This is a genomic window from Geothrix limicola (assembly GCF_030268085.1).
Classification (GTDB): Bacteria; Acidobacteriota; Holophagae; order Holophagales; family Holophagaceae; genus Geothrix; species Geothrix limicola.
In genome coordinates this window covers 39,261-65,653 of sequence record NZ_BSDE01000008.1, presented here as the reverse complement: position 1 = coordinate 65,653, position 26,393 = coordinate 39,261, and the positions used below count along the sequence as shown (strand labels likewise).

Below are 26,393 nucleotides of genomic sequence, written 5' to 3'. Positions count from 1 at the left end.
TCCATGAGGTGGGGCGCGTTGTTGCGCCAAAACCCTTAAGAGGCGATGCGAGGATCTCCCTGTTTACTTCGCTCTCGGATATGGAGAATCGAGGGATGGCATCTCCTCTTCCCTCCTGGTTCCTCAAACGGTTCTCCACTGAGGACCAGTGCCGGGCCTCGATTCGAGAGCTTCGTTGGCCGGGAGGGTTCCGTTGCCCAGGTTGTGGAAGCAATAGGGCTCGGCTCAACGCACGGGGATTGTTCCGTTGTCAGGACTGCCAGAAGCAGGCTTCCGAATTGAGCGGGACGGCTCTCGCTGGAGGCCGTGTTTCCCTGGTTACTTGGTTCTCAGTCCTATGGGTCATGTCAGAAACACCATCCGGCATCAGCGCGTCGGGCCTGGCGAAACTGCCGGATCCGGATGAAGACGAACGGAACCTTGTGAGCTACAAGACGGCTTGGCTCCTGCTCCATAAGATCCGAGGCGTGATGCAGCAAATTCCGGGGCCGCCAACATATGGTCGGGTCGAGGTCAGTATTGAAAACCTTGAGGTGGTGGAGTTGAACCAGTTCGGGCGCCAGGGGAAGAAGGCTGTCCAAGTGCTGGTGGTGGTTAAGGAAAGAGCAGATGGGTCTACCGAATGGGCCTGCCTCCGACAAATTCGCGACCGTGAACCGGAGACCTTGCAGCGGTGCCTCATGGAGGCCCTTGGGGGTGTTATGCGCGAAGAGATCTGGTCCAGCCCTGGGAGCGAGTTCGACTGGCTGGGGGAGGCGGAGTATCGACATCGAACGGCCACGGAATTGGGACTGCTAAGCGTCAATCGTGTTCTCGGGGAGCTACGGGTCTGGCAGGTCGGCACACATTGGGGGGAAATGAGCGAGAAACACCTCGGCGCCTATCTCGATGAATTCGTGTTCCGCTTCAATCACCGATGCCGGAAGTCCACTCCGAAAGAAGTGTTCGACGATCTGGTTCAACGGGCTCTGCACGGGGAGCCAAAAACATTCCAGGACGTGGTGCGGGGTGAGGCCTAATCGGGTGTGGATGCCCGCCCGCCTGGTTCCCTCAAGGACTGAGTCATTTTTGAAATTAAGGGATTTCTGGGAAACGAGGGAAACATGGAAACGGTCTTTCCATTGTCTGATGGACCCATGACCGACGTTTCCCTTGTTTCCGAGGTTTCGATAAATGAAAAAATGGCGGAGGGATGGTGAGTCCCTCCGCCACCATGGTTCAGCCTAGGTCCGTGACATCCTAGCTGGCTTCGTCGAAGGAGCAGTCCAGGAGCTGGTTCATGAAGGACTCCATCGAGAAGGGGATGTCATCAGCCGCGATCTTGCGAGATCCCTCCTGCAGCAGAGCGCCCTCCACCAGGACCGCTTGGCGCTTAGAAGACTTCATGCGGGGAGTTTCTTCTGCAGAGATTCCGTTAGCCTCGTTTCGCTGATCGTGGGTCATCATTCCGCAGAGGAGTGTGCGATTCCGCTTCTCGGAGCCGAAGCGGACCTCGACCTTTCCGTAGCGAACCCGGATGACCGTGCCGAAGCCGAATCGAGGGTGGTAGATGGTCTGGTCCCGCTTATAGGTGCCGGACTGGGTGTAGGTGACGATCGCATCACGGCTGATCGAGAGGATCTGGGTGCCGGACATGGTGGCCATGAAGGCTCCTTTGGTGGTTTTGCGACAGAGGTTCCCCAGGAGGCCGGGTGGACTCGGGTGTCGCGGTTGAGGTGGAAGGGGTGCCCGCACTCGCAGGCAGAGCTAACGCCGGTGGCCAGCATTTGGCCTGCTTTGAATCAACCGAGAGAATTTGAATGAGAGGGTCAGCCCTTTGGGCGGTGACCTATTTTCATTCCCGGTTTATGTAGCTGGGTAATTTTGGGGTCTACGTCGAATCCGGACCTATGAAATGGCCGGGAATCAACCACTGAATGGGCCTGTAGCCTTGAAAAATCGAAAAATGAGCGCACATGTCCGACCCCTGGTGAAAGGTGGTTTAAGGCAACTTAATAAAAAGGCTCCGAGGCTGCTTGTTCGATGCAGGGCACAATTACGAGAACATAATTTGATCATGAAACCACTGAAAAGTCAAACATTTTTTGTTGCGCATGGTTTGATTTTCTGCCTTGACGCTGGCCTGATGGATTTCGTTCCTTTGATTCCAGAATTGGCGGGGAGAGCAAAAGCCGCATCAGTGCTTGAACGGGTGATCCTTCCCTGCATCCGATGCTGGATTTTTGAGCAGTCGATTCGGATCTGCGTCTTCGACGGATTCATTGCGTAGACACGGCTCAGGCAGGCTTCTCGACGTAGCAATCAACTGCTTCAAATCCAGCCGTACCCCTCAGTGAAAGCCTCACGGATGCTGGATCTGGAGACAGCACCATGGTCCAAATCACACCAACCGGCATGCGGAACGAATACTGGCGAAGGCGGCTCCTGTGCGGCCTCATGGTGCCGGAGCGTTACGCCAGGGTGATCGTTTCAGATGAGATGCAGAGCCACCCACACGGCCAGGAAGCACTGGCCCGACTCCTCACGGGCCCGGCTCAACTGGATCCAGTGGTCAATGCCGAGGGTGATTGCGACTGGCTCCGGGTTGTCGTGGCCGGGGAGTCATTCGATCTGTTAGTGAGCTGCTTTGCCCAAGGCGAGGGACGGAGGCGCGGAAGCGACGACCCCTCGGATGACGACCTGACGACCCGTATCTACAGCTGCATGCTGACGGAAGAATACAGCGAGTCTCGCTCCAGTCCGGAGTGATGCCGTTGTTCCAGTGTGCGGCCCGCGCCGAAGGTGTCGCGGGAGGCACCGATGGTCATGATCACCCGCGCCGGTATCCAGAATGAACGGTGGCGACGCTTGCTCTCACAGGAGCATCCGGTCTCGCCGCTGTATGCCCGCCTATATGTGACGAGGGGTGTTCACCATCACCCACGGGGATACGAAGCTCTCCGCTGGCTGTTAACGTGCCCGACCCAGACTGATGATGGCATCAACCCCTGGGGCGATTGCGACATGCTCAAGGTGGTTCTGGATGGCGACACGTTCTATCTCAAGGTGGACTGCTACGCCCGAAGCTGGGGGCCAAACGAAGCCAGCGAGGACCCCGCCAACGATGAAATGACAACCCGCGTCTACACCTGCATGCTGGCAGGCGAGTATTGAAGCCTACACTTCAGGCTCTTTCGAGTCGGGATCAGCTACTTCTTGTATTGGTGCGGAGGCCTCAGAAACATACATCAAGGCTCCAGCTGTGCTATCCGGGAAGCGCTTTCGGTGCTCACGAGCATTGAGCTGGATAAGGTACTGGGCTAAGTGACAACTGCCTCCTAACGCTTGGATTACAACTTCATCAGAAATTCCCATCAATTGAAGGAATAGCACCCTAGCAAAAATGCTAATCCGGAAGCTAGCTTCGTACATTTTTGGGGGTTCAAGAATAGTAGGTTGGAGAGCTACGTCCCAATGGGTGTAATAATTTCTGGTCTCAACCCAAGATCCAGGGAATTGGCCTCCTTCGCCGAGGATGATTGTCCGAAGCGGTTCCGAAAGCCGCTTGGTCAATTCATCAAGACGCTTCCTCAGAGAGTATTGGTATCCATAGCGGATTCGGGATCGGAGTGATTCCCTATGCGCCTGCTCAACAATGTTGGGGATGGCGTCAACCAGGCTCTTCTTTACAGGTTCGTACGCCTTCGGGTCCATGTAATTCCCATCGAGGATTGACCGGTGGAGCCCCTCCAAAGCTTGCATCCAAGACAAAAATTCGACGTGAATCCATAACTCTTTCGAGCCTGAGGTGCTGATGGCTAGCCGGCATGGATCTTCAATTTTTGAGTAGATCTCGAACCAGTTGACAAGTGCTACCCCAAGCTCAATCCCGAGCAAAGGGCGTGGGATGAAGAGATCGATCTGACTCGGTGATAGATTTGGCTTTCTGTCCTGAAATCTGTACAGAACGGAGACGGATGAGTGTGGGTCATTGATTCCCTCGATCTTGTCTGGCGACATAGACCAGCTCGAAAGCCACGAAAGCATGTAGTTGAGAGTGGCGAATTGTTTCAAATGCCAATCTAGTGGTTGGGGCTCATCCGGGCATAACTCTACCCATGCTTCTGAGGCGACAGAACATGAAAACGGATCGAGTGCACGTGATTCGATCCATGTGGTGGTGAAGGTGACATCAGAGGCTATGGAAGGGAGTCTGAAGGACTCATCTGCTGAACCTTCCACTCGGTAATGAAAGACGATTGACCCATCATTCTCTTTCCTCTCGATCCCACGTTGAACGAGGGGAGATGAAAGCCAGTGCTGTAAGCCCGGGATTCGGAATCGCACCTTTTTGAAGCGAGCATCATCGGGAATCTGATGGCCGATTAGTAATCGACTGCTGATCATGCGGTCCTGCTGTCTTAGACCCGATGGGCCAAAGTTCATGTGCCTTCCAGTCTGATGGACATGAAACAGAATCATCGGAACACCAAGAGCTGTCTCGCCGTCTATGCGCTCAAAGGTGGTTGATTGATCTCCAAAGACAGGGCCCACGATTGAAGTGAAGGAATCGTCTAACTCAAGACGCGCTCCCTCCTCGGAGTACCGAATAGTTCCATTAATCTTCCGATCAGGATCAGACGGTAGCCACCAAGTTCCCGTTGATTCGAAGGGACTGTCTAGTGAGTAGTCAGCCATTGAATATGACCCCCATTTGGCTCTCTCCGATCTTGGGCCTTTATGATGTCGAGTGATTGGCCATCAGGTATGAAGATGCAACAAGAATTTCGTCATCTTCCCTGGTCATGGCTCAAACCACTAGGAGAAATATAGCCAAAGAGGAGAATGACCTCCGTTAGGTGGAGGTCATTCTCATGAGGGGTGCTGTTGCCTGGACTCTCGGTTCGTCTACTGGATCGCAAATGTCACGTTGTTGACCACCTTCACAGGCTGGACCAGGCCCTCGAACACGGGCGGCTTGAATCTCCGTTTCAGCTGCCAGTTCTCGGCTGCGATTCGGAGAACGATGGGGCCATTCTGGGATACGGCCGTGACGGGAATACCAGCCGTGGAGATCGTCACTTCGACCTGGATCTTGCCTTGAATTTTCTTGGCCTGGGCTTCAGCGGGGTAGACCAGCTCAGGCCTCGGAAGGATCTCCACCAAAGACGTAATGGGAACCAACGGGATCATGCCCTGGGGGATGCCCTCACAGTGGTCGTTCATATCTGTGCCGCCTAGGTGCTGGGGGTGGACCTCACCATTCGGTGAAGGATCCGTCTGGACCGGTACTGGAGCTGGTGAAGACTGTGCGAGCGATGGCATGGGTGGTTGGGCCTGCCTCGCTGCCTCCTCCTGGGCCGCTTTGGCCTGTGTCCGCTCGCGTTGGTGGAGCAGCGCCGGTAACGCCACCGCGACGACCAACCCGGCGAGGATTCCTACTCCCCAGAGAAAGACCTTCTCCCCTCGCCCCATTCGGTACTTCGGTTTGCTATCCATGTCGGCCCCTATTGGTCAAAGAGGTGCCGGTTCCGCAGCACCTTGTCTCGATTGATGAAGTCGACGATCACCCACAGGGCTCCGATCACCGCTCCAAAGAGCAGGTTCACTACCCCGATGACGATGAGTTGGGTGATCCCTTCGAAGGACGAAACCACGGAGGCGCGGCGGGCCTGAACCAGCTTGGCCCGATTGAACCGGGACAGAGCGGCATAGATGTTCCAGATCCCGGCGATCAGGAGCACCAGCATCTCGGTAGAGAAGCTCAGGAACGGCACGATCAGGCACAGCACCGGGACAAGGACTTGAAGTCCGCCGATGATGCTCCACACCACGCCGGAAGCCACCTCCAGCTTCCGGATCGTGTCGATGATTTCCTGGGTGGTCTGCCACGAGGCTCCGGCTGGCACCGAAGGCGGTAGCTGGCGCCCCCATCCAGCAAGCTCTGGAACCCGCTCAAGTGGGGTCCACTCCTGCATGTGGGCGGCCCACACCAGGTCGGTTCGATAGACCCTGCCGCCCTGGATCAGGGCTCGAAGCTCCTGATAGCTGATCGGTCCTATGCGTTCACCCTGGGGTGTGGCGTAGTACCAGGGATCCTGGTGGCTCATGCCTGCCCCAGGATCTTCTGTTTCTCTGCCTGGAACTCCTGGTCGTTCAGGATTCCCTGGTCCTTCAGTTGTGCCAGCTTCCGAAGCTGCTCGAAGCGATCCTCCGTGCTGGCCTGAGGCCTCGGCAGGAGCGGTGGCACTGGCAGTGCCGTCGGAATCGGGGGAGGCACCACCGAGGTGGGCATGCGCTGGAAAGCAGGAGCCGCCACGGGCGGCACCGCCTCGTGTTTGAACTCATCCTTCAATTCGGAAGAACCGTCCCGAATGTTGTCTCGGACCGTCAGGAAGTAGGGGAAGACGACGATCCAGAACATCAGGTGAAGGACGAAAATCGTCACCGGGTGGTAGGACATGCCGGTCTTGTAGCGACGGAATTCGAGGCGGCTCGTACTGATGCTGGCCCATAGGGTGGTTCCGAAAATGAGGAGCCCAACGATGCTCGATGCCATGCCATCACCACCGGGGCGAGGCGGGCTGATCCGGTCGATGAGGCCACCGAGGATCAGGGCCGCGATGAGCAGGCCAACCGCGATGAGGATGTTCTTCAGGACTCGCACGAGGTTCTCCAGATGGTGGGTTTGGTGGGAAATGGGAAAGCCCGGTCTAGGACCGGGCCACCCTGCGGAGGTAGATGAAGCCTTCTTGATCACGCCCGGCTTCCTCGGCCATGCGGGCTAGGTGTTTCAATGCCGATTCGCCCTTGGTCTCGATGAGCCCCTTCAGTTCCGTCAGCAGTGCCGCAGGGGGATCGTTCGGAGACAGGGCAGCCAAGATCCCAGCGAGACGCCGGGTATCGAAATCCACCGAATCGCGCTTGGGCTTCGAGGAGGCAGGCATCGCCGCGTAGTGGGCCTGGGCCTCCTGCATCGCTTCCTTGAGCGTCCAACCCTGAGCCGAGACCTCATCGACGAAGCCACGAGGCAGGACCGAAGCCAGGGCCTGGTCCGCATTGGGAAGCGTGGCGAGCGAACCGTACTGGAGCACGGCAGAGCGGAACAGCTTGCGCTGCTTGTCCTCGGTGGGACCGAAGCAGTGGTAGCTCCCCAGGCCCTTGCCGGGATAGAACTCCATCTGGGATTTCTTCTTGGAAGTGGAAACAGCAGGCGGGTCCTGCTTCGAGGAACCGGAACTGAACAGCTTGCTCATGGTGGGTCTCCTTGGAGTGCTCTTGGGCACCCGGGGACCTTCCAATGGCAGAACCACGAGGACAACGGACTCATGACCCATGACCTGAGTTACCCAGGAATCCGGAAAAGAATGAAAAACCCTGTTGACCCTCCCTAGAAGCCAGGGGAGGTGAGCCGACGAAAGATCAAACCGTGTGGATGAGATCGAGGCCATACAGGAGGGTTTCCCTGCGGGCGAAAGCAGGCCTGGGCTGGACCTTCTGGTAACGTTGGATCATGGCTCAGGCCCACCGAACCCGCCCTAACGTGAAAGGGTTGAGGGGTGGGAAAAACAGAATATCGGAATCCGATAGTATTGAATTCTCAGGAGCGTGTCCATGACTTCCAGTCGGGGCGCGTACCAATCCCTGAAACCAGTGGGTCGATTGACCACGCTGGGGCAACGCATTCGTGCTGTTCGTCTCGCCTGGGGTTGGACCCAAGGCACTCTCGCAAAGGCACTCGGCAGTGCTCAGAGCCTCATCAGCGAATGGGAGAAGGATGTCAGCAGGCCCAGCGGGGCCTCGCTTACGGCCTTGGCCAAGCTGTTTCACCTTTCCATGCCCGCGTTGGAATCAGGAAAGGGCTTCAAGATTCCAGAGCTTCCTGGGGTGTCCGAGGGAGCCGCTATGAGTAAGCGGGACATTCAGGATTTGCGAAATCTACTTCCCGGGCTCAAAGAGGGCGAGATCCTTCAGGTCGATACGCTCGCTGAGGATGCTGCGTTGGTTCCGCTGACCCAGGCTTTGGCTGCGATCCGTGAGGCTAAGAAGCAAGGAAGGGCCGTGTGGTTGGTGATTGGGGATCAGGCAAAGCCGAATGTCTGACATGATCCAAGGGACCGAAGATCTCATGCGTGATTTTGTATTATATTTGTGATTAAGACTCAGTAAGACGTGTTGGTAGTGGATTTGGTGATGAGATCACGCCGTTCAGGGGTGAGGGCTACACCGTTCGGCGGAAATAAATGATGATATATCGCTCTGGTATAGGCTCCCGTAAGGAATCAAAGGGATTCCGGAAAGGATGCTTCCATGCCCGAGTACCAAGTCACCTGCATTACCAAGCCTCATCCTCAGTCTGCGCACGAACACATCACACACATCGGCGGTCCCGATGGAGGGCAGGGCAGACCCTGGAAAATCAGCAGGGAAGAGGCTATCAAGTACATCGACTCCAAGACGCATAGTTTCTATGTTGTGGATTCCAAGACGAAGAAGAGGGCCTACGTTGGTGTGGTGCATCCTTCTGATGGGCGCGCACCATTTCTTCGGACCCACGCTGACGGGACCTGGAACGACAACTTGCTTTCGCTTGGGCAGTGTTCATAGGATTTGCTCATCGTCTTGGTACAGGTGTGCTGGGTTCCCATCGATCCAGACCCATGGTCCATCCCTTCCTAAAAGGACTACAAATGGGAATTCTATTCAACGGTTTGAAACTCCATATTAAGGCCCTTATGGTGCTTCGTCGGGGCAAAGAAAGTGAAATAGAATCCGCTAAAATGGATTTAGCATCGGCCCACGATATGATGCTAAAAGGAATTACTCAGGCCGAATCAGAATGGGATCAATTTGATAAAGATGCCTACGATTGGATCAAGGATCGAGAGATTTTTGAAGAGATTCCCTTGCGAAACATAGCTCCTGGAGCGAGGTGCAAACTCAGTTGGTGCATTATTGGGTCAAATCCAACTGAAGATCTTGCTGCTCATCCAGGCAAAGATGCCGCTGGTTGGTATTTAGAACAGCAAGTAGATTCAAAAATTCGCTGGGCAAAGGTTGAGGATTGGGGAACAGGTGAATGCTACGCCTCATTTTATCGTGGGAACATTGACGAAGTAGCGTCAGATTGAATCATAAATAGATAGTGATGCGATGAATTCAATTGTTAAATACCACTCGGATAGATGTTTGAGTGATCGATTACGGAGGATTTATGGCGATATGTCCGCAAGCTACTACTGGTGAGATGTGCGAAGCAATGAAGTCTTCTAATCTTTGGAAAAAAGGAATGCGAAAAGACGAAAAAGGAAACATCTATCACACCAAGGAATCCAGAAAACATGAACCGCCAGCCAGTCCTTGGTTTTGGTTCATTCTTGCGGCAATTTTATCGGCTATCCTCGTGATTGTACCTACTCTGCTCAGGGGCAACTTCTTCAGTATTCATCAATGGTTCGTGGCGAACCATTTGGCGAAACTAGTCGATATCCTCCTGGACTGGCAGCCATTACTCATTGGGGTGTTTTTTGGTCTCATTGCCACAACAATCAAAGTGTGGTGGATTCCCAAATACACACGGTCGAAAGCCAAATATTACAAGCAGTGGTACTGCGAAACACACAAATGCTTCTTCTTCGAGGTTTGAGGTGATGAACGCACCTTACTTAGACCTCGCCTGCATTGTCTTCCGATCTCTCTCAACCTTTCGCTACCTCGGCTTCGTTCATCACCTCGGTGCAGGCGGGGCTGGTTAGCTTCTCTCGTTAGGTGCCCGATGCGAGCAGCGCTATGACACTACGCGCAACATCTCTTGAATGGGCTATAGACTTCCTCCAACTGCATTCTGATGGGGATCTATTCCCAAAAATCCTAGAGGTCGAAGCCATTTCTGCCGACAAATCTGCTTTCGTTAGCCAATTGACGGGAGTTGACCTCAGCACATTTCAACCTGGCAGTTGTCGTCGCTTCATTGTTCCAAAAGACGATATTTCATACAGACAGGCAACACAACTTGATCCACAGGATTCGATTATCCTATCCGCTCTTGTTTACGAGTACGGTTCTTTGATCGAAAGCAGGCGATTGACAAATGATAAAATATTTAGCTATAGATTTCAACCGACACTAGAAGATGGTCTATATGGCAGCAAAACAGCGTGGAATCAGTTTTGGACAAGGGCCGGCCTGCTTGCCAAGCGTTCAGGGCACGTTCTCTATTGCGATATTGCTGATTTTTATAATCAGGTCTACCACCATACAGTTGAAAACCAATTATTTGCAGCGGGCCTTCCAAATCAGGCGGTCAAGTGGCTCATTTCATTATTGGAATCAACTACGGCAGGTGTTTCTCGTGGGGTGCCCGTCGGTCCGCATCCAATTCACCTAATCGCGGAAGCGACGCTGATTCCCGTAGACAATAGTCTTCAAGCAGCAGGATTGAACTTCATTCGGTATGCGGATGACATCCTGATATTTTGCGAGTCATTGCAGGAGGGCAAGTCAGCTCTCGCCACAGTTGCAACTGTTCTCGACAAACAACAACGATTGATGTTGCAAAGACACAAGACAAAATTCTATGATCCATCTGAATTTCAAAAGCTTTGTTTGCAGATGATTGAGGATCGTCCTATCAATTCCGATGAAAAAACGCTTCTTGCTTTGATTAAAAAATATACAGGTGGAGACCCATACAAAACGATTTCATATGCTCAAATAACACCCGATGACTGGGCTTCGATCTCTGATGCATCCATATGCAATGTGATTAATGATTACATCCAGCAGGAATCTATCGACTATATACGATTACGTTGGTTTTATCGAAGATTGGCACAAATAGGCCATCCCGGCGCAATCGAGATCTCACTCGATAATCTTGATGCCCTTGGGCCCTGTTTTGCTAATATTTGTTTTTATCTTGCTTCCATTCAATCTATTACGCCGGACATATGGAAAAGCATTGGTGGCAGGCTTCTAGAATTTATTCGTAAGCCTGAGATTCAATCAAGTGAATATTTCCGTCTACTGATCCTGAGCCTTTTTACTAGAAATGAATACATCAACCATTTTGCGCAGCTGCATGGTGCATTCCAGCAAAGCGATGCTATTGTCAGACGCGAAATTATCCTTGCAGCGAAAGTAAACAAGGCCTTCGATTGGGCCAGGGAGCTGAAGGAATCGTTCCCAACGATGGACCCATGGCAACAGCGTGCGTACTTATTCACTATTGCCGGCCTCCCCAGAGACGAGAAAAAATACTTCATTGCTCGTCAATCATTTATTCGTCCATTTGATAAAGCGCTTGCAAAGTGGGTAAAGGGTAGCTGACCCTCCGCTCAAATCCGACCCCGCCTGCGTTGCCTTAGGCTCTCTCTCAACTTCTCGCTTCCTCGCCTGAGGAGTCTTCCCCGAATGAAGAACCTGAAGCGTGACCATGGATCAAGTCACACCTTGATTTTAATCATTGGTTTCTGGGTAACGAGGGTAAAGGGAAAAGGGAAACCGACATGACCGAATTACCGAGATCAATTAAAACCATCGGTTCAGCCCTCTAGGTTCGGCTGGTCCACGGTTGCCTCGAGGCGCCTCTTTACCTCACGCTTCCCGATCCCCCGGAGTGCTGCAATCGCCTCCAGCTGTGCCTGCCTTGGGCGGCTCTTCTCGGACTCCCAGTGGTAGATGGTCTGGCCTGAAACACCGATAAGCAGTCCCATATCGGCGGCGCTGAGCCCTAACTTCTTCCGCAGAGCTGCAAAGCGCTTTGCGCTGAATCGAATCTTTGTGGTCGTTTCCGGGGTTTCCGATGTTTCCCTGGCTTTCATAGATTTCTTCTCTGCTCGGGATAGTTGCTTCTCGAGTGTTTCTACTCTGTGCTTCAGCTGACTAATCTCGGATCGGTAGGCTGCTGAGGCTTTCTTGAGTGATTCAACCTCTGCGCGGACTTCTTTCCGGGCGAGCCGGAGAATTTCGGATTTCAAGAGTGAGGCAATGTTGGGCATGGCGGCTCCACGTGAGGTGACCTCAAGGACGTCCATTTCGGCAAACTGAATGAAAATTGTAAATCGCATGCATGCGGCGAAAATTTCATATTTGCATTAATCTTTTTTGTGAATTTTTTAAAAACCCCCTAGACACGCTCAATGCACTCCGAATAGTTTGGGAGCTGTTTCTAGTTCAGCAAGCCGACCCTGATGTATCGTGCAAATTCCTTGCAGGATATGTATAAAACTTGGCTCAAACTGTCAAAGACACGAATGAAGTCTATATTTTGTAAAGGTGTGTCAACCGATGACTATCAATCTTCGATCTCTTGGGTTCTATTCGGGCGCTCTCGTGGCCTGTGCCACTGGAATCGCGGGAGCGGATTTTTCTGGTTGGACCTCCGTGGATCTTGGCTCAAATGTATCGGGTGATGTTCGGGCCTTCATCCAGTCTGGTCCTAGCGGTTACCAAGTCTTCTTCAAGAACTTTGGAACTACGTCGGTCCACTTTGGCTTCTACCTCGAAGGTCTCCAGACTTCAAATTCGATATCTGCCAATGGACACGTCTATCTAAAGCCTGGCAGCCAGGCTGGGCCCTTAAAGATCCAGGTCGAACCCGGAACACAGGGGCCAATCCAGGTGCGCATTGTCGAATGCGTCGTGAGCGAACCCAAAACAACCACCTCGTCCGCCTCTTAACGCGAATCAGGGGATCCCATGAATCGTTGGCTTAAGTTCTGTCTGGCTGTCTGCCTTGGTTTGTCTTGGACAAAGGTTCAGGCTCAAATCAGCAAGAACCTACTGATGCCTCCACCGGTAAACATGAATATGTCTGGGTGGGATGTCACTACGCAGGAGGGGAACCTGACATTCGGGTTGCCGATTGCAGCCGTTCCAGGGGAAGTGCCCATTCGGCTTTCTTATGGCATGAACGCGACTTATACCTCTAAGGCAACAACCCATAATGTGTATGACCCAGTGACTCGGCTGCGGGAATCGGTGACTGACGTAATTGATCGCCCGATGGTTGGTGGCGTTCACTTCGGGTACGTCTCGGACCAGGCCACGTACGACGGTTTGACCGTTGATGGTGTGACGGTGCTGGAAGATGGGACTCAGATTGCAGACCGCGATTGGACAGCCTTTTCTGCCAACCCGACGCTGGGCACAGTACTCAACCTCCCCCAGGCTTATGGCTTCGCTGCGGTGGGTACGAGCACTGCCATGGTTGATCCGACCGCGACGTACCTCACCTACACGACCACGGGATCAGGGCTGGGAACCACGTATCAATCTATCGTGCAGGGACTGGCGCCTTCAGGCTTCGGTGCGCTCAGCTCGAACTACAAGGTGGTGCTGGATAAAAATAGGGCGAGGATCTATGCCTACGCAACTTCGGTCCAGGCCTATGTGCCCATCGTATGGGCGGACCGATTCAATCACTACGTGACCTTCCAGTGGCTTCGATCCACCACGGGCCTTCCGAGCGGCATCACGGCGATCACCAAAGTGACGGCCATGAATCAGCACTCCCAAGGCTTGGTGCTTCGATGGGCTGACTACGCCTCAAATCAGATTTCCAGAGATATCCTACGTGCAGATTTTGTTGGGATGCATGCGCCATCCGTGATCGTTCAGGGCTATCCGGGATATGCCTACACTCCCCCTTCGGGAATCGGTTATCCCTTCAACGCAACCAATGAATGGACCGTGGTTCCGAGCACGATAGGAGCCACCTGCCGCCCTTTGAGCATTCAAATTGGGCCATACGGCAGTCTGGCAAAGCCGAGCTGGGATGGTTCAGGTTCAACGGCGGCGGCAGCTCCTGGGGCCCCGCCATCTGATGGCACGACCGATTCGCTCACACGAACTTGGGGCTTCGCTTATGACACAGCTCAAGCGGAACTTATGTCGATCAATCAACCCAATGGCTTGGTGAGCAGCTTCTTTTATACCAACGCTCCAGTCGTGGCGGTTGCCTCCTTCGGATCCCAAATTGCTTTCCGCGGCGTCTCTCGTGTGGAAATGACAGATGCCTCTGGAGCCAAACTGAACAAGCGATGGACGAGAACTTTCGCAACAGCGGGTGTTCCCGCCAGCGCCAAAGTGGAGGGCTGGTGGGATCCGAATCAGATGGCGAATCCGGATCGGTACCATCAGATCACCTTCCCGGCGGATACGCTGAATTCTGGGAACGGCGTCATTCAGGTCGACACCCTGATGGATAGCTCTGGGAAGACTTGGAGCACCACGACCTATGGGTACAACACGACGGGGGCGGGTGTGAATGCGAGCCTCTCCAGCGTGCAGTCCGTGACAGTTCAGCAAGACAATGCGCCCACCATCACAACATCTCTGGGTTATCCCAATAGCCTGAATTTGCAGGCTACCCAGCAGAACGTCTCCTCCAATTCTTTATGGATTTCAAAGACGACTAATACCTATGCAGCTCGCTGGGACATGTTGGAAGGGCACCAACTGACCAATGTCGCTACCACCAGGTACGCATCTGACGGCACGACTCCATTGTCCACGGTCACTCAGGCAAATGTCTTCGATCCGGCCTCCTCCGGTGTGCCTTTGCTGCAGCTTCAGAAGAGCTACCTCGATGGTGGGACAACGGGAAAACACGGGGTCTCTTATACCTATGATACTCAAGGCCGACCCTCCACCCAGCAGGCCTACCACGTAGAGGGGAGCACGGAAGTTACGGCTCCGAACTACCTGGCTCTGGGCTATGACGCTACGACTGGTGCGCCGTCCTCTCAGAGTCTTACCAATACGTTGGTTTCTCCGAACCAATACCTCAATACGACCGCGGGTGGCTTTGATTCTGCGAGCCGGCCGACAACATCAACGGATCCCTCTGGAGTCACCACAACATCTTCCTACGACGATCGCGGCCGGAAGCTTTCCGTTTCACGACCCGGCTCACCGGCTGTCAGCTACGGCTATCCCGACGAACTTACAGCTACCTCAACTGTCAATGGATTGACCACCACGACCAAGTTTGACGGTTTCGGGCGGATCAGCTCTGTCCAGAAACCCACTGGGTTCACGTCTACAGGCGCTGTCAGTTACACCACCCAAGTGCCAACCTACGACGTTTATGGGCGAGTGGTCAGCGTTCGAGAGACCAATCCGGCTGGTACGGTAAGGAATGCATCCACCTCCTATGATTCGTTGGATCGCATCACAAGTCAGACACCATTCGCTGGGGGTGGATCTACGACCTCCTACTCTGTCAATGGTCTTAATCGGATCATCACGACCACCCTCACCAATCAGGTCAGTTCGAGTAAACGGATCGATCCTTTCGGCCAAGTCGTCGAGCAAATTGCTCCCAATGGAACCATCACCGATGCCTACTTTGACGGTGCTGGGCGCACTGTTGAGGTTGATGTAAGCGCCACTGATCCTGGATCGGATGTTCGACGCGTGCAAACACGAACCTGGTCGTTCGATGCATTGGGTCGCCTTACTTCTAAAACTGAACCAGAGACGAACACTCAAACCTTCTCGGGATTCAATGCTTTCGGTCAGCCTTCTACGGTAACGGAGGCTGCGGGAACGGCAGATGCACGTTCGCGTTCACTCTCCTACGACGGTTTTGGGCGTTTGGTCAGCATGACCAATGGCTCGGACTCCGTATCAAACACCTATACAGGGGCTCTTCTAACTTCCGCCATCAAGACAGTGGGAGGAGTGAGTGTTAGCCAGACCTTCACCTACAATGCACCTGGTAGCGTTCTGGATTCCGAAACGACCACTCAGCCAGGATTCAGTTCCACCATCGGATATGCCTATGATTCCGTGACTGGGTTTTTAACCGGCCTGACCTACCCGAGTGGACGTGTGGTTGGGTATGGATACGACGCTCTCGGGCGAATTACGAGTATCACCAATAATGGATCGTCCATCGTCAACAACATCAAATTCGATGATTGGGGCAATCGCGATCAGATCCAATTCGCCTCAGGCGCCCAGGACCAGTGGACTGCCGATCTGACAGGTACCAAGCTAAACAATTGGAGCATTGGGTACGTGGGGGGTGGCCCAGACAGCAGAGGATATACCTACGACGACGCGACCAACATCCTGAAGACCGCCGGAGAATGGAAACTCACAAATGACCCGAACACAGGGCGTCTGCTGGAGGCTGATGGGTTCGGGATAAAAACGGCTCACACGTACGATGGATTCGGGAATGCCATTTCTCATTTGGCGACTCCCAATGGAGCCTCTGTTCCATCGGCGTTCAATAATTTCACCTTCAATCCTATGGTCAACAACCAGATTCCTGGCGTTGAAGCCAATGGTGCCTTGACGGGTTGGAACACAAACCTTCGTGGTGAGGCTACGCAGGTTGGCACCGCCACCTCGAGTGGAACGGCCCTAGGGCTGGCCTGGGACGGCCTGGGGCTCCTTAAGTCCGTTGCTTGGAGCTCGGGGGGGCAAGCCTACCTGTATGCGCCCTCCGGGATGCGGGTGAATGTCAACGATTCCAGTAGTGGGAAGACATTTAACAATACCTACACCAGTTCGGGGCTCCTTCTGGAGCAGGATGTGGTTTGGGCGGCAGGCTCATCAAATCCAAATCTTTGGTCAGGGGCGACCAGCGCCACGGTCACAGTCCCGACCCAATGGGGTGAAGTCGCGCGTTCGATTCCATGTAACCCCGGAGACATAATTTCCGGAGAAAGCTTTGCGCGTACCGTCGGCCTACCGCCCGGGAGCGCGATCCTCGGGATCCGATTCGATTCAGACACCCAGACGGGCATCGGATGGGGGAGTTGGACCGGCATGACCCATAGTGCGAACCGAGTCAAACTCACGACCATCGGAACCGCTCCGGCCGGTGCGACGAAGGCGTATCTCTTTCTAGATGTGGGGCCGAGCAATCCTGGAGCCCAAGGCATTTTTGATAACGTCGCTTATTGGAAGGGATCCGCAGGAAACCCACTTCGGCGGGAAGTGATTTATCTGGGTGATCAGGCGATTGCTGAAATTGATGCGAATGGTGTGCATGAACTTCACAGCGATCATTTGGGGACGCCTAGGCTAGTCACGAAAGGAGCCGGGACCTGGGCTTCAAGTCAAAACGGCACTGTCGATGGAACTCAGGCGTTTGGTCCCTACGGGGAAATGATCTCCCAGACGGGCTACGCGCCCCTCACGGGCTACACGGGCCACACCCAGACAGATGCCTCAGGTCTCATTTACATGCGCGGCCGCTACTACAGCCCCGCCTGGCACGCCTTCGTGAACAGCGATCAGGGTGTCGACCCCAGCACTTGGAATCAGCGCGCTTACCTAGGTGGGAGTCCGTTTATGGGAACGGATCCATCGGGAATGAAATGGATGATGAATGTACTGACATCTTGTACTAGAATTTTTGATGCGGATGGAAGAGTTCTCTGGGAATCATGCCGAAGCAGCATTTTAGATATTTATAACGATGGAGAAGAGGAAGGAAGCGGAGGCGAAGGCCAGCCGCAAACACCGCAGGTGAGGCACTGCGAAGGCTTGGCCACCATCATTGGAGGCAATAGTAATTTCATCGGTCGAGCCACAGGCGCTTTTGGAAACACCATTACGGCTGATTCTGCCGCAGTCATTCCATCGCAGTTTGGTTTTGACAGCAAAGATGCAATGGCGCCATACGCATCCCAGATTTCTGGGCAGATTTGGTGGCCAGCCGGAGCTGGTGGTATGGGGCCAACCGGATTCGGATCACTCTTCTCTGACGTCAGAGACAGGGCCGATGACGCAGGAACTCGAAAGAGAAAGGGCTGGAGCCTGCGTCAATTTGAGAACTACCAGATTAATAAGGTTTCTGGATTGAATGGCGGTAATCAAGCTCTGTATATCGAGATTCCAGGCATGTCGCAGATCAATTCGGCATGGGTCCGTATCACGGTGCCGTCGAGCATGCCTTGTCCGCAAGGCACAACGGAGAAGCCATGAGGGCAATTTACATAACGGTCGCATTGCTGTTTTTATCTGCGTTTTCCGTGCTTCAGGCGGACGGTAACGTGGAATCGTCAGAGTTAAAATTTGCTCTTTCTCGCAACAATCGAGCAAATGTGGTCCGACTAAAAAACGACAAGAAGATCGTCCGCTACATCCTGGAAGCCTATCTGGACGGATGGGAAATCGATGGGCCGGATGATCAGCTTGGTGGGGCTCTGTGCTTAAGAATCAACAAAGCAGGCGGAAGGTATATTCCAGGATGCCTGCTTTGCAAAAACAATGGAGAAAGAACCTATTCTCCGACCGGCTGTTTTGGGGTTATCACGAAGGCCGAGCTTGAAGATTTTCTTCAGAGATCAATTCGGAACAACCCCGTTGTCTTTACTGGCTATGGGATGAATATTGTTCTGAAAATCACCAAGTTGGAATTCTCGGAGGAGCGTGATCCGGCCTCAAAGGAGCAGAAAGTAAAGGCGCTAAATTTCGAGATAGACATTCAGTCAGATGGGAAAATACCCATCTCTCAGCCCTTTTCTAGAAAGTAGTTTCAATCCATTTCCCACGAGAAACGCCCCATCGTGGGGCGTTTCTCGTTCATACGGATGCTCGCTGGATGTTTTCCGAGGACGATTCTGGGGGCACGTCACAGGAAAGGCGGTGGCTTGAGTTGCGGTGCGTGCCTGCGTGCTTGTGTGAGGCAGGCAATCCAGCATCCCCGTGACATGGTATGGGGTGTTGCCCTACTCACCTTCCATGCCGACCCTTCTCTTGGTACATGTCCACCCTAAGTGGGAACCCCGATGAATTCTCTGTATTTCGCCACAACCTGGAAATGCCGGTCATCAGTTGGGTTCCGATCAGTGGTTTGGCCTAGAGTTTGCGCCTGTAACCGAGACTGTCCCGGCTCTCCAAGGCGAGTCCAAACCAGCTGATTCAAGAAGGGTTCAAACCCTACATAGCTTGTAGTGGATGAGCTCGTGCTCGAGGATGCGCTGCTGCACCTGGAGCGGATCGTGGCAGTTCATCCCGCAGACCTGCTGCGGCCAGGGCCAGTCCCGGCGACGCAGCAGCGGGATGCTGAGGCGGATCTCCGGATGCCACTTCCCCCGCGCATCCTTCTCCACCACGAACAGCCCTGCGCACCGCACCATGCGTGGCGACCAGATGCAGGGCGGCGGCGGGATCTCCCAGCCCGCCTCACGGAGGATGGCCTGGGCTTTGTGGCGGAGGGTGAGGGTCATGCCTTCATTCTGAAGTAGATCCTGCCTGGTATCTCCGCCATTGGGAGCTTGCAGTATGGCTCAGTTGCTGGCGGGACGGTCCTCGGCCCGCATGGACCTTCTGATGCGAGCCTCCTGCTCTCTGCGGTAGGCGGAGATTCGGCTTCGATCCGCTTCGGTGAGGGCGCGGCGGAGGGAGGCGGCGTCGAGATCCCGGCAGTAGGCGGGTGTTCCGGGTTGCTGGCGCCAGGAGTCGTCCAGGGTTCCAGCATCGACGGGATCGAAGCCGAGGTCGTCGACGAGGTGGAGCACGGTGGCCTTGGCGTCCGTTGCGTCTCCGCAGACGGAAAGCGCGATCCGCCCGGGCGTTCCCTTGGGCGTACCCTTCTCGAGTAGGCTCTGGGCGAAGATGTTGTTGAAGACCTTGATTACGGGACGGCCGATCTGCTGCGCGACCCACTGGCTGTCGAGCAGGCCCCGGTCGATGGCCTCGATGCGGCCATCGCGGAGTTCGGGATGGTAGTTGCCGATATCGACGACGATGACCCCTTCCCGCAGGTTCGAGAACATCCCCGCCGGAAGGATAGGAATGGCTTTCGTGGGGATCGCGAGGATGACGATGTCTCCGGCCCGGGCGGCTTCGGCCACGGACACGGGCGTCGCGCCGATCTCGTCGGTCAGGGATTTCAGGCTTTCAGGCCCCCGCGCATTCGAGAGCATGACGCGGTGATCGAGTCTGGTGAGGTGGCGGGCCAGGGTGCTACCCATGCTGCCTGAGCCGATGATTCCGATCTTGAGATGGGCCATGCCCCATGCCTCCCTTGTCGTTCGAGATGGGTGTGAGGGCCCGTGCCGACGCGGATATCTTCCGGCCGGCACGGGCCCTCCAATTAGGCCTTCGCTTTCGCGGGCGGTTTGATTGCGCCGGGCAATCCCAGGAGCTTTCGGGCTGTGCCCAACTGGCCCAGGTGGTAGGTCTCGTGCATGAAATACGTGCCTACGATCTGGGCCAGGGGCAGGGAGGCCTGGAACGCGGGATGGAAATGCGATGCATCCCATTCGGCGGAGCCGAAGGCTTCGTCCAGGGCCGCCTGCGTGTCCGCCACGGCGGCTTTGAATTGGGCCAACGTTTTGGGCGCGGTCGCCGCCGGCCTGTAGGGAGACTTGAACACGTCCCTGAGGAGTTCGTGGCGGTATTCCAGGATGTGATCGAGGATCCACGTGATGCTGTTCACGTCGTCAGCGGGCGGTTGATCCGCCTGGCTTTGGGTGACGTCGGCGAGGTTCTTCTCCAGCAGGACATCCCGATGGATGCCGAAGAGGGCGGTCCAGGGTTGGGACATGGGGTACTCCTTGAGAAAAGCAGGCAGGGCGAGGCCCTCCCGCGAAGTGGGGCGTGGGCCCATCGGATATGGGCGGAGGTTGCGTTCGCTTTCTAGGTTTCGACGAAGGCTTTGAGGCGGCCCAGGGCGACATCCCACTGCTTGGACAGGCGCTCCAGGTAGGCGTGGGCGTCATCCAGGCGCTTGGGTTCGAAGGCCCAGATGCGTTCCCGGCCCTCGCGGGTGCTCTTGACGAGGCCCGCCTCGGACAGCACTTCGAGATGCTTGGTGATGGCCTGGCGCGACACGGCGAACTGGCCGCTCAGATGCGTCACCGTGACGGGGCCGCCGGAACAGAGGCTGACGAGCAGGCCCAGGCGCGTGGCGTCGCCCAGGGCGGCGAAGAGCGGCGCGGCATCCTTCAGGCGCGCGGGGGAGAGGGCTTCAGCTCGCGACATAGCGTTCGATGCGGGCCATCTGGCCCGTCCAGCCGCCCTCGTTCATGCGGAAGGCCTCGTCGCGGCGATCGGCGGGCAACTGGTCGAAGCCGGATTCCACGACGCTGAGCCGGGTGCCGTCCTCCACGGCCTCCAGGTGGAATTCCACGAGGGTCATGGGCTCCTGCGTGTAATCCCGCTTCAGGTCCATGGGGTAGGGGTGCCAGCGGTAGGAGAAGAGGGATTCGGGCTCCATGCGCTCGACCCTCATCTCCAGGTGGATGTGCTCGTAGTCTTTGTGCGTGATCCGTCCGAAGACCGGCTGGCCGGGCACAAAGGGGCCTTCCAGCTTCATTCCGAACCAGGTGCCGAATTCCGTGGCATCTGAAAGCGCCTTCCAGACCCGCGTCCGCGGCGCGCGAAGGTGGATCTCCTTCCGGATGCAATCGGTGGTCGATGGGTTCATGTGTAACCTCCTGGTTGCATGTTAGGGCATCCAGGTTTTGATGCAACCCCTTGGTTGCATTTTTTGAAAACCTTCTTACACCTCCATTGGAGAAGGGCGGGGTGGCTGAAGTCAGAAGCGCCCAAGTGCCAGTGTAATAAAAGTGTTCATTTCCCTTGCGCGAACGGTCCTGTGACCAGGCAGATGGGGAATCCATTCCCCCCCAAGGCCAGTGTCGAGGGGCCGCATCGAATGATCTTGCGAGGGCGGTATTCGGGGGCGTACTGGAATTGGAGTGTGGGAACAAAGGTCGTAGAAACCGGGGTGGAATGGGCCAGGTCATAGGAGCGGATGTTGAATGACCAACCGCCCGGTTGCGGTGAAGAGAAGTCGAGGAAGAAAGCGAGGCCCAATGCTGGATCAAGGGCCACCCCTGACCATCCACTCCCGCAGGCCCCCACGATTTGACCTGTGGCGGCATCGAGAATCTGGCCATTGCCGACGTAGATTTTTCCTGTAGAGGGAATCATGTGAATGTCGTGAACACCTTCGGTCAAGGTGTTTGTCAGGTCCAGCTGAAGGGTCGAGCCGCCGGTATTCACATTCAGGATCATGAATTCACAGACCGGGGACCAAGAATTGGTTGCGTAGAGGGTGGAGGCGTTCGTTCCCCACGCGAGATCGTTCGGTGGAAGGCCATTGCTGGAAGCCACCAGGGCGGGGCCTCTTTGGATGGCATCGTCGAAGACGGCCACTCCTGCATCGCGCCAACCCGATGAGGCCCTGCCGATCGCGAGGGTATGCGGCGCACCAGGAGCAACAGCCATGGCAGAAACGTCGTATTCCCCGCCGAGGCTGTTGGACCCGAATGGGATGGAGAAACTGGTATCTAGGGTCAGGGAAGGGAGGGTGAATCGCTGAATGGTGGACCATTCTGAAAGAAGATTCCCATTGGCCGGGTTCTCAATGATGTACGCGTAGAGGAAGTTGCAGTCTTCGGAAAGGGCAAGGCGCATTGGACCCGCGGGGGCCGGGTAGGCGGTTCCGAGCGTGGAGGCAGATGTCTTGACCTGGCCACTCACCGGATCGATGGCGAGAATGGTGTTGGGGGCGACGGTATTGGGGCCCGAGGCAGCGATGGTCGCATTGGCGGCATAGATGACCTGATGGATGCGATCCCACACGATGTCCATGGCCGGAACATTGAGGAAAGCTGCCTGGGCATTGGCGATGGGAAACGGCATCGGGACGCTGGTCCCAACATCCGGCCCCCCGACCGTAATACGTGGCGAGCCAGCCGCGGCAACCGCCTGGGCCGGAATGGCAGCCGTGATGCTGGTGTCCGACAGGTAGGTGGTCGGCATGGGAGTCCCATCCCAAAAAACCTGCGCGTTCGGCCTGAAACCAGTACCCGTGAGGCTCAGCGTGAAGGCGGGCCCTCCCACGTAGGCCGAAGCCGGACTCATCAAGGCCACCTGGGGTTGTGGGTAGAGCACCTTGTAGGTGGTGCTAATGGATTGAGGGCTGTTTTGGATTTGGTTGTTGCCTGCCTGATCGGTCGCTGCGACCACGGTGATGGTGTCGCCGTATATTCCCGGGGCCAGGGAACTCGCATCTTTGAAGGTGATGGTAAGCGTGAGTGATTTGCTGCTGGTTTGGCTCGACGCAATGGTTTGAATGCCGTTGTTGGTGGCGTTACCCCCGATATAGATTCCACCGGTGGGAATGGTCCCCGAAATCGTGAGGTCGACCGTCGCCGATGCAGTCGTGGATAGATTCTGAGGGAAGGTGGTCACCGTAACCGCAGTGGTGGAAACCGTGAGGCTGGGCGGTTGGGGGCCGGGATTCGAGGAGCCTTTGCCACCACCTCCGCATCCGCTCGAAACAACAGCGGCACAAACCAATCCCAGAACTGTTTCATTCCAACGCATGAGACCCCTTCATCTTGATGAGCCGGGATTTGAAAAATGAGAAACGGGCCTAAACGCTGAACCTGAATACTTGGTTTGTTCTTCACCATCGTATACGAAACGCGTGAAGAGATTTTGGGTCTCCCTAATGGCCGAGTTCATCTGGATGCGTTCTTCGGCTTCGGCAGGTTTCAGGCCATCCTGAGTGCAAGGGTAGAGAATTTAGATCCAAGAAAAACGGTACATGGTTGGAGTGTTCCTTTTCTTGGATCGGAAATAAGGAATTTTCGGGTGAGCCCATCCAAGAATGCGAACCTGGCTTTAGGTTGAGCTGGCAGGTCGTGAGCCGCGCATTCGAATGGGAGCTTTTGGGTGATCCGACAAATCAACCCGCCCAGCCGCCAGCGTCAAGCCTCAGCGCCCGTAGGTGCCCATCCAGGCCGCTTCGGCCAGCACCTTGCCCTTCAGGGTCGCATCCACCTGGGAACACGTCGCGCCCGGGGGCAGGCCCAGGGACGTCGACAGGGCCTTGAGGCGGAAGAAGTAGCGGTGGGGCCGTCCCGGCGGTGGCGAAGGGCCGTTCCAGCCCAGCCTGCCCCAGCTGTTCTTCCCTTGTTTGGCGCCACCGGGAAGGTCAGCCTTGCGGGGCTGGTCCTCCGCCAGGGTTCGCACGGTGCCCGGCAGATCGTAGAGCACCCAGTGGACCCAGGTGCCCGCTGGGGCGTCGGGATCATCCACGATCAGGGCGAAGGCCTGGGTGCCCGTGGGCGGATCGGTCCACTGGAGGGCCGGGGAGCGGTCGGCGCCGTCCGCGGTGTGCACCCGGGGAATGGCCCCGCCATTGGGAAAGGCTGATGTCCGGAGTTCCATGCGGGCCTCCTTCCCGCCCGGCGCACCGCCCGGCCCGGGATCGGCAACCAGGGACAGCAGAACGGGGAGCAGCAGCGCGGGAGTCACGCCTTACAAAATAGGCCCATCGAGGGACACAGCCATGGCAGGGGTGGAAACGGGGCGAAGGCCCCTTCCGTCCTACTTCCTGGGCTTCTCCTGCACCTTCTGGTGCTTGAAGGAGCCGATGAGCAGGTTCGGGCCCTGGCTGGCGATGCCGGCTTCCAGCGGCTCGTCGCCGTAGATGAACTCGTGGTTGAAGAAGCTGAGCTGCGGGCTGCCCAGGTCGGAGAGGCTGCGCAGCACGGCGACCGCGAGATGCACGAGGGCGTCGAGGTTCTGGTACTGCACCGCCACGCTCCGGTCGAGCAGCAGGTGATCCTCGAAGCGGTTGCAGGGCCTAGAGTAGTAGAGGGTGCGGCCGTCGAAGAGGATCTGGGTGCCATCCGTGGACACGGTGTAGGCCCGGCCTTTGTCATTGACGTCGAACTGGTAGGCCGTGCCCTTCTTGAAGGCCGCCATGAGGGCCTGGAACTTGGGGTGGTTGAGGTAGGCCCCGCCCAGGTTGATCTTCTTGGCCGCGGGGCGGAATTCGCCAGCCGTGGGGCCGTACATCATGTGGTTGTAGCGCAGGGCCGCCTGGCGTTCCTCGGGCGTCTGCCGCTTCTCCTTCACCTTCTTGGGGGCGCTGCCAGAAGCTGACGTCATGAGGTTCCTTCCCGAACAGGTGGGGCTACCCAAGTGTGACACGGGGCCGAGCCGGGTTCATCCGGTTCGGCCCCGTGGCAGGTCGGAACGCTGGTTTGGACGCGCGTCAGGGGACGAGGTAGGTGGACACGAGCCCGGCGGAGGTCACGTTGCGCAGCAGGTGATTGTCCGTGTCCGCGATGGCGAGGCTGCCGCCGGGCGTAACCGCGAGGCCACAGGGCAGGTTGAACAGGCCGGCCGAACCCTGTCCGTCCTGGTTTCCGAGCGTTCCCGAACCGGCCAGGAGGCTGACCGTGCCCGTGGCGCTGACCTTGCGAATGGCGTGGTTGCTCGAATCCGCCACATACAGGGTGCCGCTGGCGGCATCGAGGGCGAGTCCCACGGGCTGGCTGAACATGGCCGTGGTCGCGCTGCCATCGAGGTAGCCACGGTTGTTGTACTTGCCGGAGAAGAGGGAGGTGGTCCCGCCCGGGGAGATGGCGCGGATGACGGAGTTGCCGAAGTCCGCAATGTAGAGGGTGCCGTCGGCGGCGAGCGCCAGCCCGTTGGGCTGGTTGAACTGGGCCGAGGCGCGGGCGCCATCCGTCTGGCCCGGCAGGCCGGCGAGGCCCGCATAGGTGCTGACGGTGCCATCCGTCGCCATGAGGCGGACGGTGTGGTTGAGGGAATCGGCGATGTAGACCTGGCCCGTCGCGTTCACGGCCAGGCCGGAGGGGGCGTAGAACCGGGCGGCGGCCCCGAGGCCGTCGGCGCTGCCGGGGGCGCCCGCGGTACCGGCCACCGTGGTGACGGTGCCATCGGGGGCGATGCGGCGGATGGTGTGGTTGCCGGTGTCGGCCACCAGCAGGTTGCCGGCGGGATCGAGGGCCAGACCGCCGGGGGTGTTGAAGCGGGCGAGGCCGCCTAGGCCATCGTTGGAACCGGGCAGGCCGGAGCCGCCGGCGAGCAGCGTCATCTGGCGGGTGGGGCTCACCTTCCAGATGGTGTGATCGGCCGAGTCAGAGACGTAGAGGTTGCCCGCGGCATCCGCGGCGATGCCCGTGGGCGTGTTGAAGGGCAGGGCGACATCCACCTTCAGGGTGGCCGCCGTGCTTGTCGCGGTGCCGTTCGGATTGGTCACGGTCACCGTGTAGCTGCCGGAATCCGAACCCTTGGGGTTGTAGATCGTGTAGGTCGAGTTGATGGCGCCCAGGATGTTGACGCCGTCCTTGGCCCACTGGTAGCGGAGCGTGGCCTCGCCGGTGGCGGTCACGGTGAAGCTCACCTGGCGCCCCGACACGATTTCGACGCTCGTGGGATTGGTGGTGATGGCGGGGGGCGTGCCGGGATCGGAAGACGTGTCGTGGTGGTGGCTGCAACCGAGGCCCAGGCCCAGGGGCAAGCTCAGGAGCAGGAGGGGGAGGACCAGTCTGCGGGACATGCGCATCCATCGCGCGGCCCGGCCTGAGTTGGCCTGGGGCCGCATCGGCTCGAGCCTTCCCCCGGGGGCGGGGAATTCCTGAAACATTGAACCTCCAAGAGATCAAAAA

Annotated in this window: 27 protein-coding genes and 1 pseudogene; 12 read left to right on the top strand and 16 right to left on the bottom strand. The window is 56.6% G+C overall.

The window, feature by feature from the left end; all coding sequences use genetic code 11:
- Window positions 1–80: 80 nt before the first annotated feature.
- Both QSJ34_RS18610 and QSJ34_RS16660 read left to right on the top strand, forming a co-directional pair.
- A pseudogene (locus QSJ34_RS18610) lies at window positions 81–257 on the top strand (transposase); the annotation flags it as partial.
- Between the two features lie 87 nt (window positions 258–344).
- A complete protein-coding gene (locus tag QSJ34_RS16660) occupies window positions 345–1,019 on the top strand; it encodes a transposase (protein ID WP_285577424.1) in 675 nt (224 codons plus the stop codon).
- Between the two features lie 220 nt (window positions 1,020–1,239).
- Here the strand turns inward: QSJ34_RS16660 and QSJ34_RS16655 are convergent, their stop codons facing one another.
- Window positions 1,240–1,644 carry a hypothetical protein gene (locus QSJ34_RS16655; protein ID WP_285577422.1) on the bottom strand — a complete coding sequence of 135 codons (405 nt, stop codon included), beginning with the start codon at window positions 1,642–1,644 and terminating at the stop codon, window positions 1,240–1,242.
- 412 nt (window positions 1,645–2,056) lie between these two features.
- Between QSJ34_RS16655 and QSJ34_RS16650 the strand changes: the two genes are divergently transcribed.
- The 3 genes from QSJ34_RS16650 to QSJ34_RS16640 all read left to right on the top strand — a co-directional run bounded on the left by QSJ34_RS16650 (window position 2,057) and on the right by QSJ34_RS16640 (window position 3,153).
- Window positions 2,057–2,269, top strand: coding sequence for a hypothetical protein (locus QSJ34_RS16650; RefSeq protein WP_285577420.1), 213 nt, complete (start codon window positions 2,057–2,059; stop codon window positions 2,267–2,269).
- A 101-nt stretch (window positions 2,270–2,370) separates the two neighbouring features.
- Window positions 2,371–2,748 (top strand): hypothetical protein, encoded by a 378-nt coding sequence (locus QSJ34_RS16645; protein ID WP_285577419.1) that lies wholly within the window; start codon window positions 2,371–2,373, stop codon window positions 2,746–2,748.
- Window positions 2,749–2,799: 51 nt separating this feature from the next.
- Complete coding sequence (locus tag QSJ34_RS16640) at window positions 2,800–3,153, top strand: DUF3768 domain-containing protein (protein WP_285577418.1); 354 nt, start codon at window positions 2,800–2,802, stop codon at window positions 3,151–3,153.
- A gap of 3 nt (window positions 3,154–3,156) precedes the next feature.
- Here the strand turns inward: QSJ34_RS16640 and QSJ34_RS16635 are convergent, their stop codons facing one another.
- The 5 genes from QSJ34_RS16635 to QSJ34_RS16615 all read right to left on the bottom strand — a co-directional run bounded on the left by QSJ34_RS16635 (window position 3,157) and on the right by QSJ34_RS16615 (window position 7,235).
- A complete protein-coding gene (locus QSJ34_RS16635) occupies window positions 3,157–4,677 on the bottom strand; it encodes an ApeA N-terminal domain 1-containing protein (RefSeq protein ID WP_285577416.1) in 1,521 nt (506 codons plus the stop codon).
- Between the two features lie 210 nt (window positions 4,678–4,887).
- A complete protein-coding gene (locus QSJ34_RS16630; RefSeq protein WP_285577413.1) occupies window positions 4,888–5,478 on the bottom strand; it encodes an energy transducer TonB in 591 nt (196 codons plus the stop codon).
- 8 nt (window positions 5,479–5,486) lie between these two features.
- Window positions 5,487–6,089, bottom strand: coding sequence for a DUF4339 domain-containing protein (locus QSJ34_RS16625; RefSeq protein WP_285577412.1), 603 nt, complete (start codon window positions 6,087–6,089; stop codon window positions 5,487–5,489).
- A complete protein-coding gene (locus QSJ34_RS16620; RefSeq protein WP_285577411.1) occupies window positions 6,086–6,646 on the bottom strand; it encodes an SHOCT domain-containing protein in 561 nt (186 codons plus the stop codon). The genes QSJ34_RS16625 and QSJ34_RS16620 overlap by 4 nt, the downstream gene beginning before the upstream one ends.
- Before the next feature lie 46 nt (window positions 6,647–6,692).
- On the bottom strand, window positions 6,693–7,235 hold the full coding sequence (locus QSJ34_RS16615; RefSeq protein ID WP_285577408.1) for a hypothetical protein: 543 nt from the start codon (window positions 7,233–7,235) through the stop codon (window positions 6,693–6,695).
- Window positions 7,236–7,593: 358 nt separating this feature from the next.
- Here QSJ34_RS16615 and QSJ34_RS16610 point away from each other — a divergent pair, with 358 nt between their 5' ends.
- The 5 genes from QSJ34_RS16610 to QSJ34_RS16595 all read left to right on the top strand — a co-directional run bounded on the left by QSJ34_RS16610 (window position 7,594) and on the right by QSJ34_RS16595 (window position 11,307).
- On the top strand, window positions 7,594–8,082 hold the full coding sequence (locus QSJ34_RS16610) for a helix-turn-helix domain-containing protein (protein ID WP_285577407.1): 489 nt from the start codon (window positions 7,594–7,596) through the stop codon (window positions 8,080–8,082).
- 207 nt (window positions 8,083–8,289) lie between these two features.
- Entirely contained in the window at window positions 8,290–8,586 is a 297-nt protein-coding gene (locus tag QSJ34_RS18605) for a DUF3892 domain-containing protein (RefSeq protein ID WP_420798870.1), read from the top strand.
- A gap of 53 nt (window positions 8,587–8,639) precedes the next feature.
- Complete coding sequence (locus QSJ34_RS16605; protein WP_285577399.1) at window positions 8,640–9,110, top strand: hypothetical protein; 471 nt, start codon at window positions 8,640–8,642, stop codon at window positions 9,108–9,110.
- A gap of 62 nt (window positions 9,111–9,172) precedes the next feature.
- Entirely contained in the window at window positions 9,173–9,625 is a 453-nt protein-coding gene (locus tag QSJ34_RS16600) for a hypothetical protein (RefSeq protein ID WP_285577388.1), read from the top strand.
- Window positions 9,626–9,768: 143 nt separating this feature from the next.
- Window positions 9,769–11,307: an RNA-directed DNA polymerase gene (locus tag QSJ34_RS16595; protein WP_285577386.1), complete on the top strand. Its 1,539-nt coding sequence runs from the start codon at window positions 9,769–9,771 to the stop codon at window positions 11,305–11,307.
- A gap of 215 nt (window positions 11,308–11,522) precedes the next feature.
- Here the strand turns inward: QSJ34_RS16595 and QSJ34_RS16590 are convergent, their stop codons facing one another.
- Window positions 11,523–11,978: a helix-turn-helix domain-containing protein gene (locus tag QSJ34_RS16590; protein ID WP_285577383.1), complete on the bottom strand. Its 456-nt coding sequence runs from the start codon at window positions 11,976–11,978 to the stop codon at window positions 11,523–11,525.
- Between the two features lie 700 nt (window positions 11,979–12,678).
- Here QSJ34_RS16590 and QSJ34_RS16585 point away from each other — a divergent pair.
- Both QSJ34_RS16585 and QSJ34_RS16580 read left to right on the top strand, forming a co-directional pair.
- Window positions 12,679–17,928: an RHS repeat-associated core domain-containing protein gene (locus tag QSJ34_RS16585; RefSeq protein WP_285577380.1), complete on the top strand. Its 5,250-nt coding sequence runs from the start codon at window positions 12,679–12,681 to the stop codon at window positions 17,926–17,928.
- On the top strand, window positions 17,925–18,479 hold the full coding sequence (locus QSJ34_RS16580) for a hypothetical protein (RefSeq protein ID WP_285577379.1): 555 nt from the start codon (window positions 17,925–17,927) through the stop codon (window positions 18,477–18,479). Before QSJ34_RS16585 ends, QSJ34_RS16580 begins: the two co-directional genes overlap by 4 nt.
- 399 nt (window positions 18,480–18,878) lie before the next feature.
- On the opposite strand, the gene QSJ34_RS16575 is transcribed toward QSJ34_RS16580, so the two are convergent.
- The 9 genes from QSJ34_RS16575 to QSJ34_RS16535 form a co-directional block, all read right to left on the bottom strand.
- A complete protein-coding gene (locus QSJ34_RS16575) occupies window positions 18,879–19,175 on the bottom strand; it encodes a hypothetical protein (protein ID WP_285577376.1) in 297 nt (98 codons plus the stop codon).
- A gap of 60 nt (window positions 19,176–19,235) precedes the next feature.
- Window positions 19,236–19,961: an NADPH-dependent F420 reductase gene (locus QSJ34_RS16570; RefSeq protein WP_338001183.1), complete on the bottom strand. Its 726-nt coding sequence runs from the start codon at window positions 19,959–19,961 to the stop codon at window positions 19,236–19,238.
- 83 nt (window positions 19,962–20,044) lie between these two features.
- Entirely contained in the window at window positions 20,045–20,497 is a 453-nt protein-coding gene (locus QSJ34_RS16565; protein ID WP_285577372.1) for a DinB family protein, read from the bottom strand.
- Window positions 20,498–20,589: 92 nt separating this feature from the next.
- On the bottom strand, window positions 20,590–20,934 hold the full coding sequence (locus QSJ34_RS16560) for an ArsR/SmtB family transcription factor (protein ID WP_285577370.1): 345 nt from the start codon (window positions 20,932–20,934) through the stop codon (window positions 20,590–20,592).
- Complete coding sequence (locus QSJ34_RS16555; RefSeq protein ID WP_285577368.1) at window positions 20,921–21,379, bottom strand: SRPBCC family protein; 459 nt, start codon at window positions 21,377–21,379, stop codon at window positions 20,921–20,923. The genes QSJ34_RS16560 and QSJ34_RS16555 overlap by 14 nt, the downstream gene beginning before the upstream one ends.
- Before the next feature lie 146 nt (window positions 21,380–21,525).
- On the bottom strand, window positions 21,526–23,289 hold the full coding sequence (locus tag QSJ34_RS16550; protein ID WP_285577366.1) for a hypothetical protein: 1,764 nt from the start codon (window positions 23,287–23,289) through the stop codon (window positions 21,526–21,528).
- 393 nt (window positions 23,290–23,682) lie between these two features.
- Window positions 23,683–24,138 carry a YbhB/YbcL family Raf kinase inhibitor-like protein gene (locus tag QSJ34_RS16545; protein ID WP_285577365.1) on the bottom strand — a complete coding sequence of 152 codons (456 nt, stop codon included), beginning with the start codon at window positions 24,136–24,138 and terminating at the stop codon, window positions 23,683–23,685.
- A 159-nt stretch (window positions 24,139–24,297) separates the two neighbouring features.
- Window positions 24,298–24,864, bottom strand: a complete 567-nt coding sequence (locus tag QSJ34_RS16540; RefSeq protein ID WP_285577363.1) for a hypothetical protein — start codon at window positions 24,862–24,864, stop codon at window positions 24,298–24,300.
- A 106-nt stretch (window positions 24,865–24,970) separates the two neighbouring features.
- Window positions 24,971–26,284, bottom strand: a complete 1,314-nt coding sequence (locus QSJ34_RS16535) for an immunoglobulin domain-containing protein (protein WP_285577361.1) — start codon at window positions 26,282–26,284, stop codon at window positions 24,971–24,973.
- Window positions 26,285–26,393 lie beyond the last annotated feature (109 nt).

Bases quoted from the DNA above. Each gene is read 5' to 3' on its own strand.
- QSJ34_RS16610 (WP_285577407.1), top strand. From the start codon at position 7,594: ATGACTTCCAGTCGGGGCGCGTACCAATCCCTGAAACCAGTGGGTCGA.
- QSJ34_RS16545 (WP_285577365.1), bottom strand. From the start codon at position 24,138: ATGGAACTCCGGACATCAGCCTTTCCCAATGGCGGGGCCATTCCCCGG.
- QSJ34_RS16645 (WP_285577419.1), top strand. From the start codon at position 2,371: ATGGTCCAAATCACACCAACCGGCATGCGGAACGAATACTGGCGAAGG.
- QSJ34_RS18605 (WP_420798870.1), top strand. From the start codon at position 8,290: ATGCCCGAGTACCAAGTCACCTGCATTACCAAGCCTCATCCTCAGTCT.
- QSJ34_RS16580 (WP_285577379.1), top strand. From the start codon at position 17,925: ATGAGGGCAATTTACATAACGGTCGCATTGCTGTTTTTATCTGCGTTT.
- QSJ34_RS16555 (WP_285577368.1), bottom strand. From the start codon at position 21,379: ATGAACCCATCGACCACCGATTGCATCCGGAAGGAGATCCACCTTCGC.
- QSJ34_RS16595 (WP_285577386.1), top strand. From the start codon at position 9,769: ATGACACTACGCGCAACATCTCTTGAATGGGCTATAGACTTCCTCCAA.
- QSJ34_RS16625 (WP_285577412.1), bottom strand. From the start codon at position 6,089: ATGAGCCACCAGGATCCCTGGTACTACGCCACACCCCAGGGTGAACGC.
- QSJ34_RS16655 (WP_285577422.1), bottom strand. From the start codon at position 1,644: ATGGCCACCATGTCCGGCACCCAGATCCTCTCGATCAGCCGTGATGCG.
- QSJ34_RS16615 (WP_285577408.1), bottom strand. From the start codon at position 7,235: ATGAGCAAGCTGTTCAGTTCCGGTTCCTCGAAGCAGGACCCGCCTGCT.
- QSJ34_RS16570 (WP_338001183.1), bottom strand. From the start codon at position 19,961: ATGGCCCATCTCAAGATCGGAATCATCGGCTCAGGCAGCATGGGTAGC.
- QSJ34_RS16560 (WP_285577370.1), bottom strand. From the start codon at position 20,934: ATGTCGCGAGCTGAAGCCCTCTCCCCCGCGCGCCTGAAGGATGCCGCG.
- QSJ34_RS16585 (WP_285577380.1), top strand. From the start codon at position 12,679: ATGAATCGTTGGCTTAAGTTCTGTCTGGCTGTCTGCCTTGGTTTGTCT.
- QSJ34_RS16640 (WP_285577418.1), top strand. From the start codon at position 2,800: ATGGTCATGATCACCCGCGCCGGTATCCAGAATGAACGGTGGCGACGC.
- QSJ34_RS16535 (WP_285577361.1), bottom strand. From the start codon at position 26,284: ATGTCCCGCAGACTGGTCCTCCCCCTCCTGCTCCTGAGCTTGCCCCTG.
- QSJ34_RS16540 (WP_285577363.1), bottom strand. From the start codon at position 24,864: ATGACGTCAGCTTCTGGCAGCGCCCCCAAGAAGGTGAAGGAGAAGCGG.
- QSJ34_RS16590 (WP_285577383.1), bottom strand. From the start codon at position 11,978: ATGCCCAACATTGCCTCACTCTTGAAATCCGAAATTCTCCGGCTCGCC.
- QSJ34_RS16635 (WP_285577416.1), bottom strand. From the start codon at position 4,677: ATGGCTGACTACTCACTAGACAGTCCCTTCGAATCAACGGGAACTTGG.
- QSJ34_RS16650 (WP_285577420.1), top strand. From the start codon at position 2,057: ATGAAACCACTGAAAAGTCAAACATTTTTTGTTGCGCATGGTTTGATT.
- QSJ34_RS16605 (WP_285577399.1), top strand. From the start codon at position 8,640: ATGGTCCATCCCTTCCTAAAAGGACTACAAATGGGAATTCTATTCAAC.
- QSJ34_RS16660 (WP_285577424.1), top strand. From the start codon at position 345: ATGTCAGAAACACCATCCGGCATCAGCGCGTCGGGCCTGGCGAAACTG.
- QSJ34_RS16565 (WP_285577372.1), bottom strand. From the start codon at position 20,497: ATGTCCCAACCCTGGACCGCCCTCTTCGGCATCCATCGGGATGTCCTG.
- QSJ34_RS16575 (WP_285577376.1), bottom strand. From the start codon at position 19,175: ATGACCCTCACCCTCCGCCACAAAGCCCAGGCCATCCTCCGTGAGGCG.
- QSJ34_RS16550 (WP_285577366.1), bottom strand. From the start codon at position 23,289: ATGCGTTGGAATGAAACAGTTCTGGGATTGGTTTGTGCCGCTGTTGTT.
- QSJ34_RS16630 (WP_285577413.1), bottom strand. From the start codon at position 5,478: ATGGATAGCAAACCGAAGTACCGAATGGGGCGAGGGGAGAAGGTCTTT.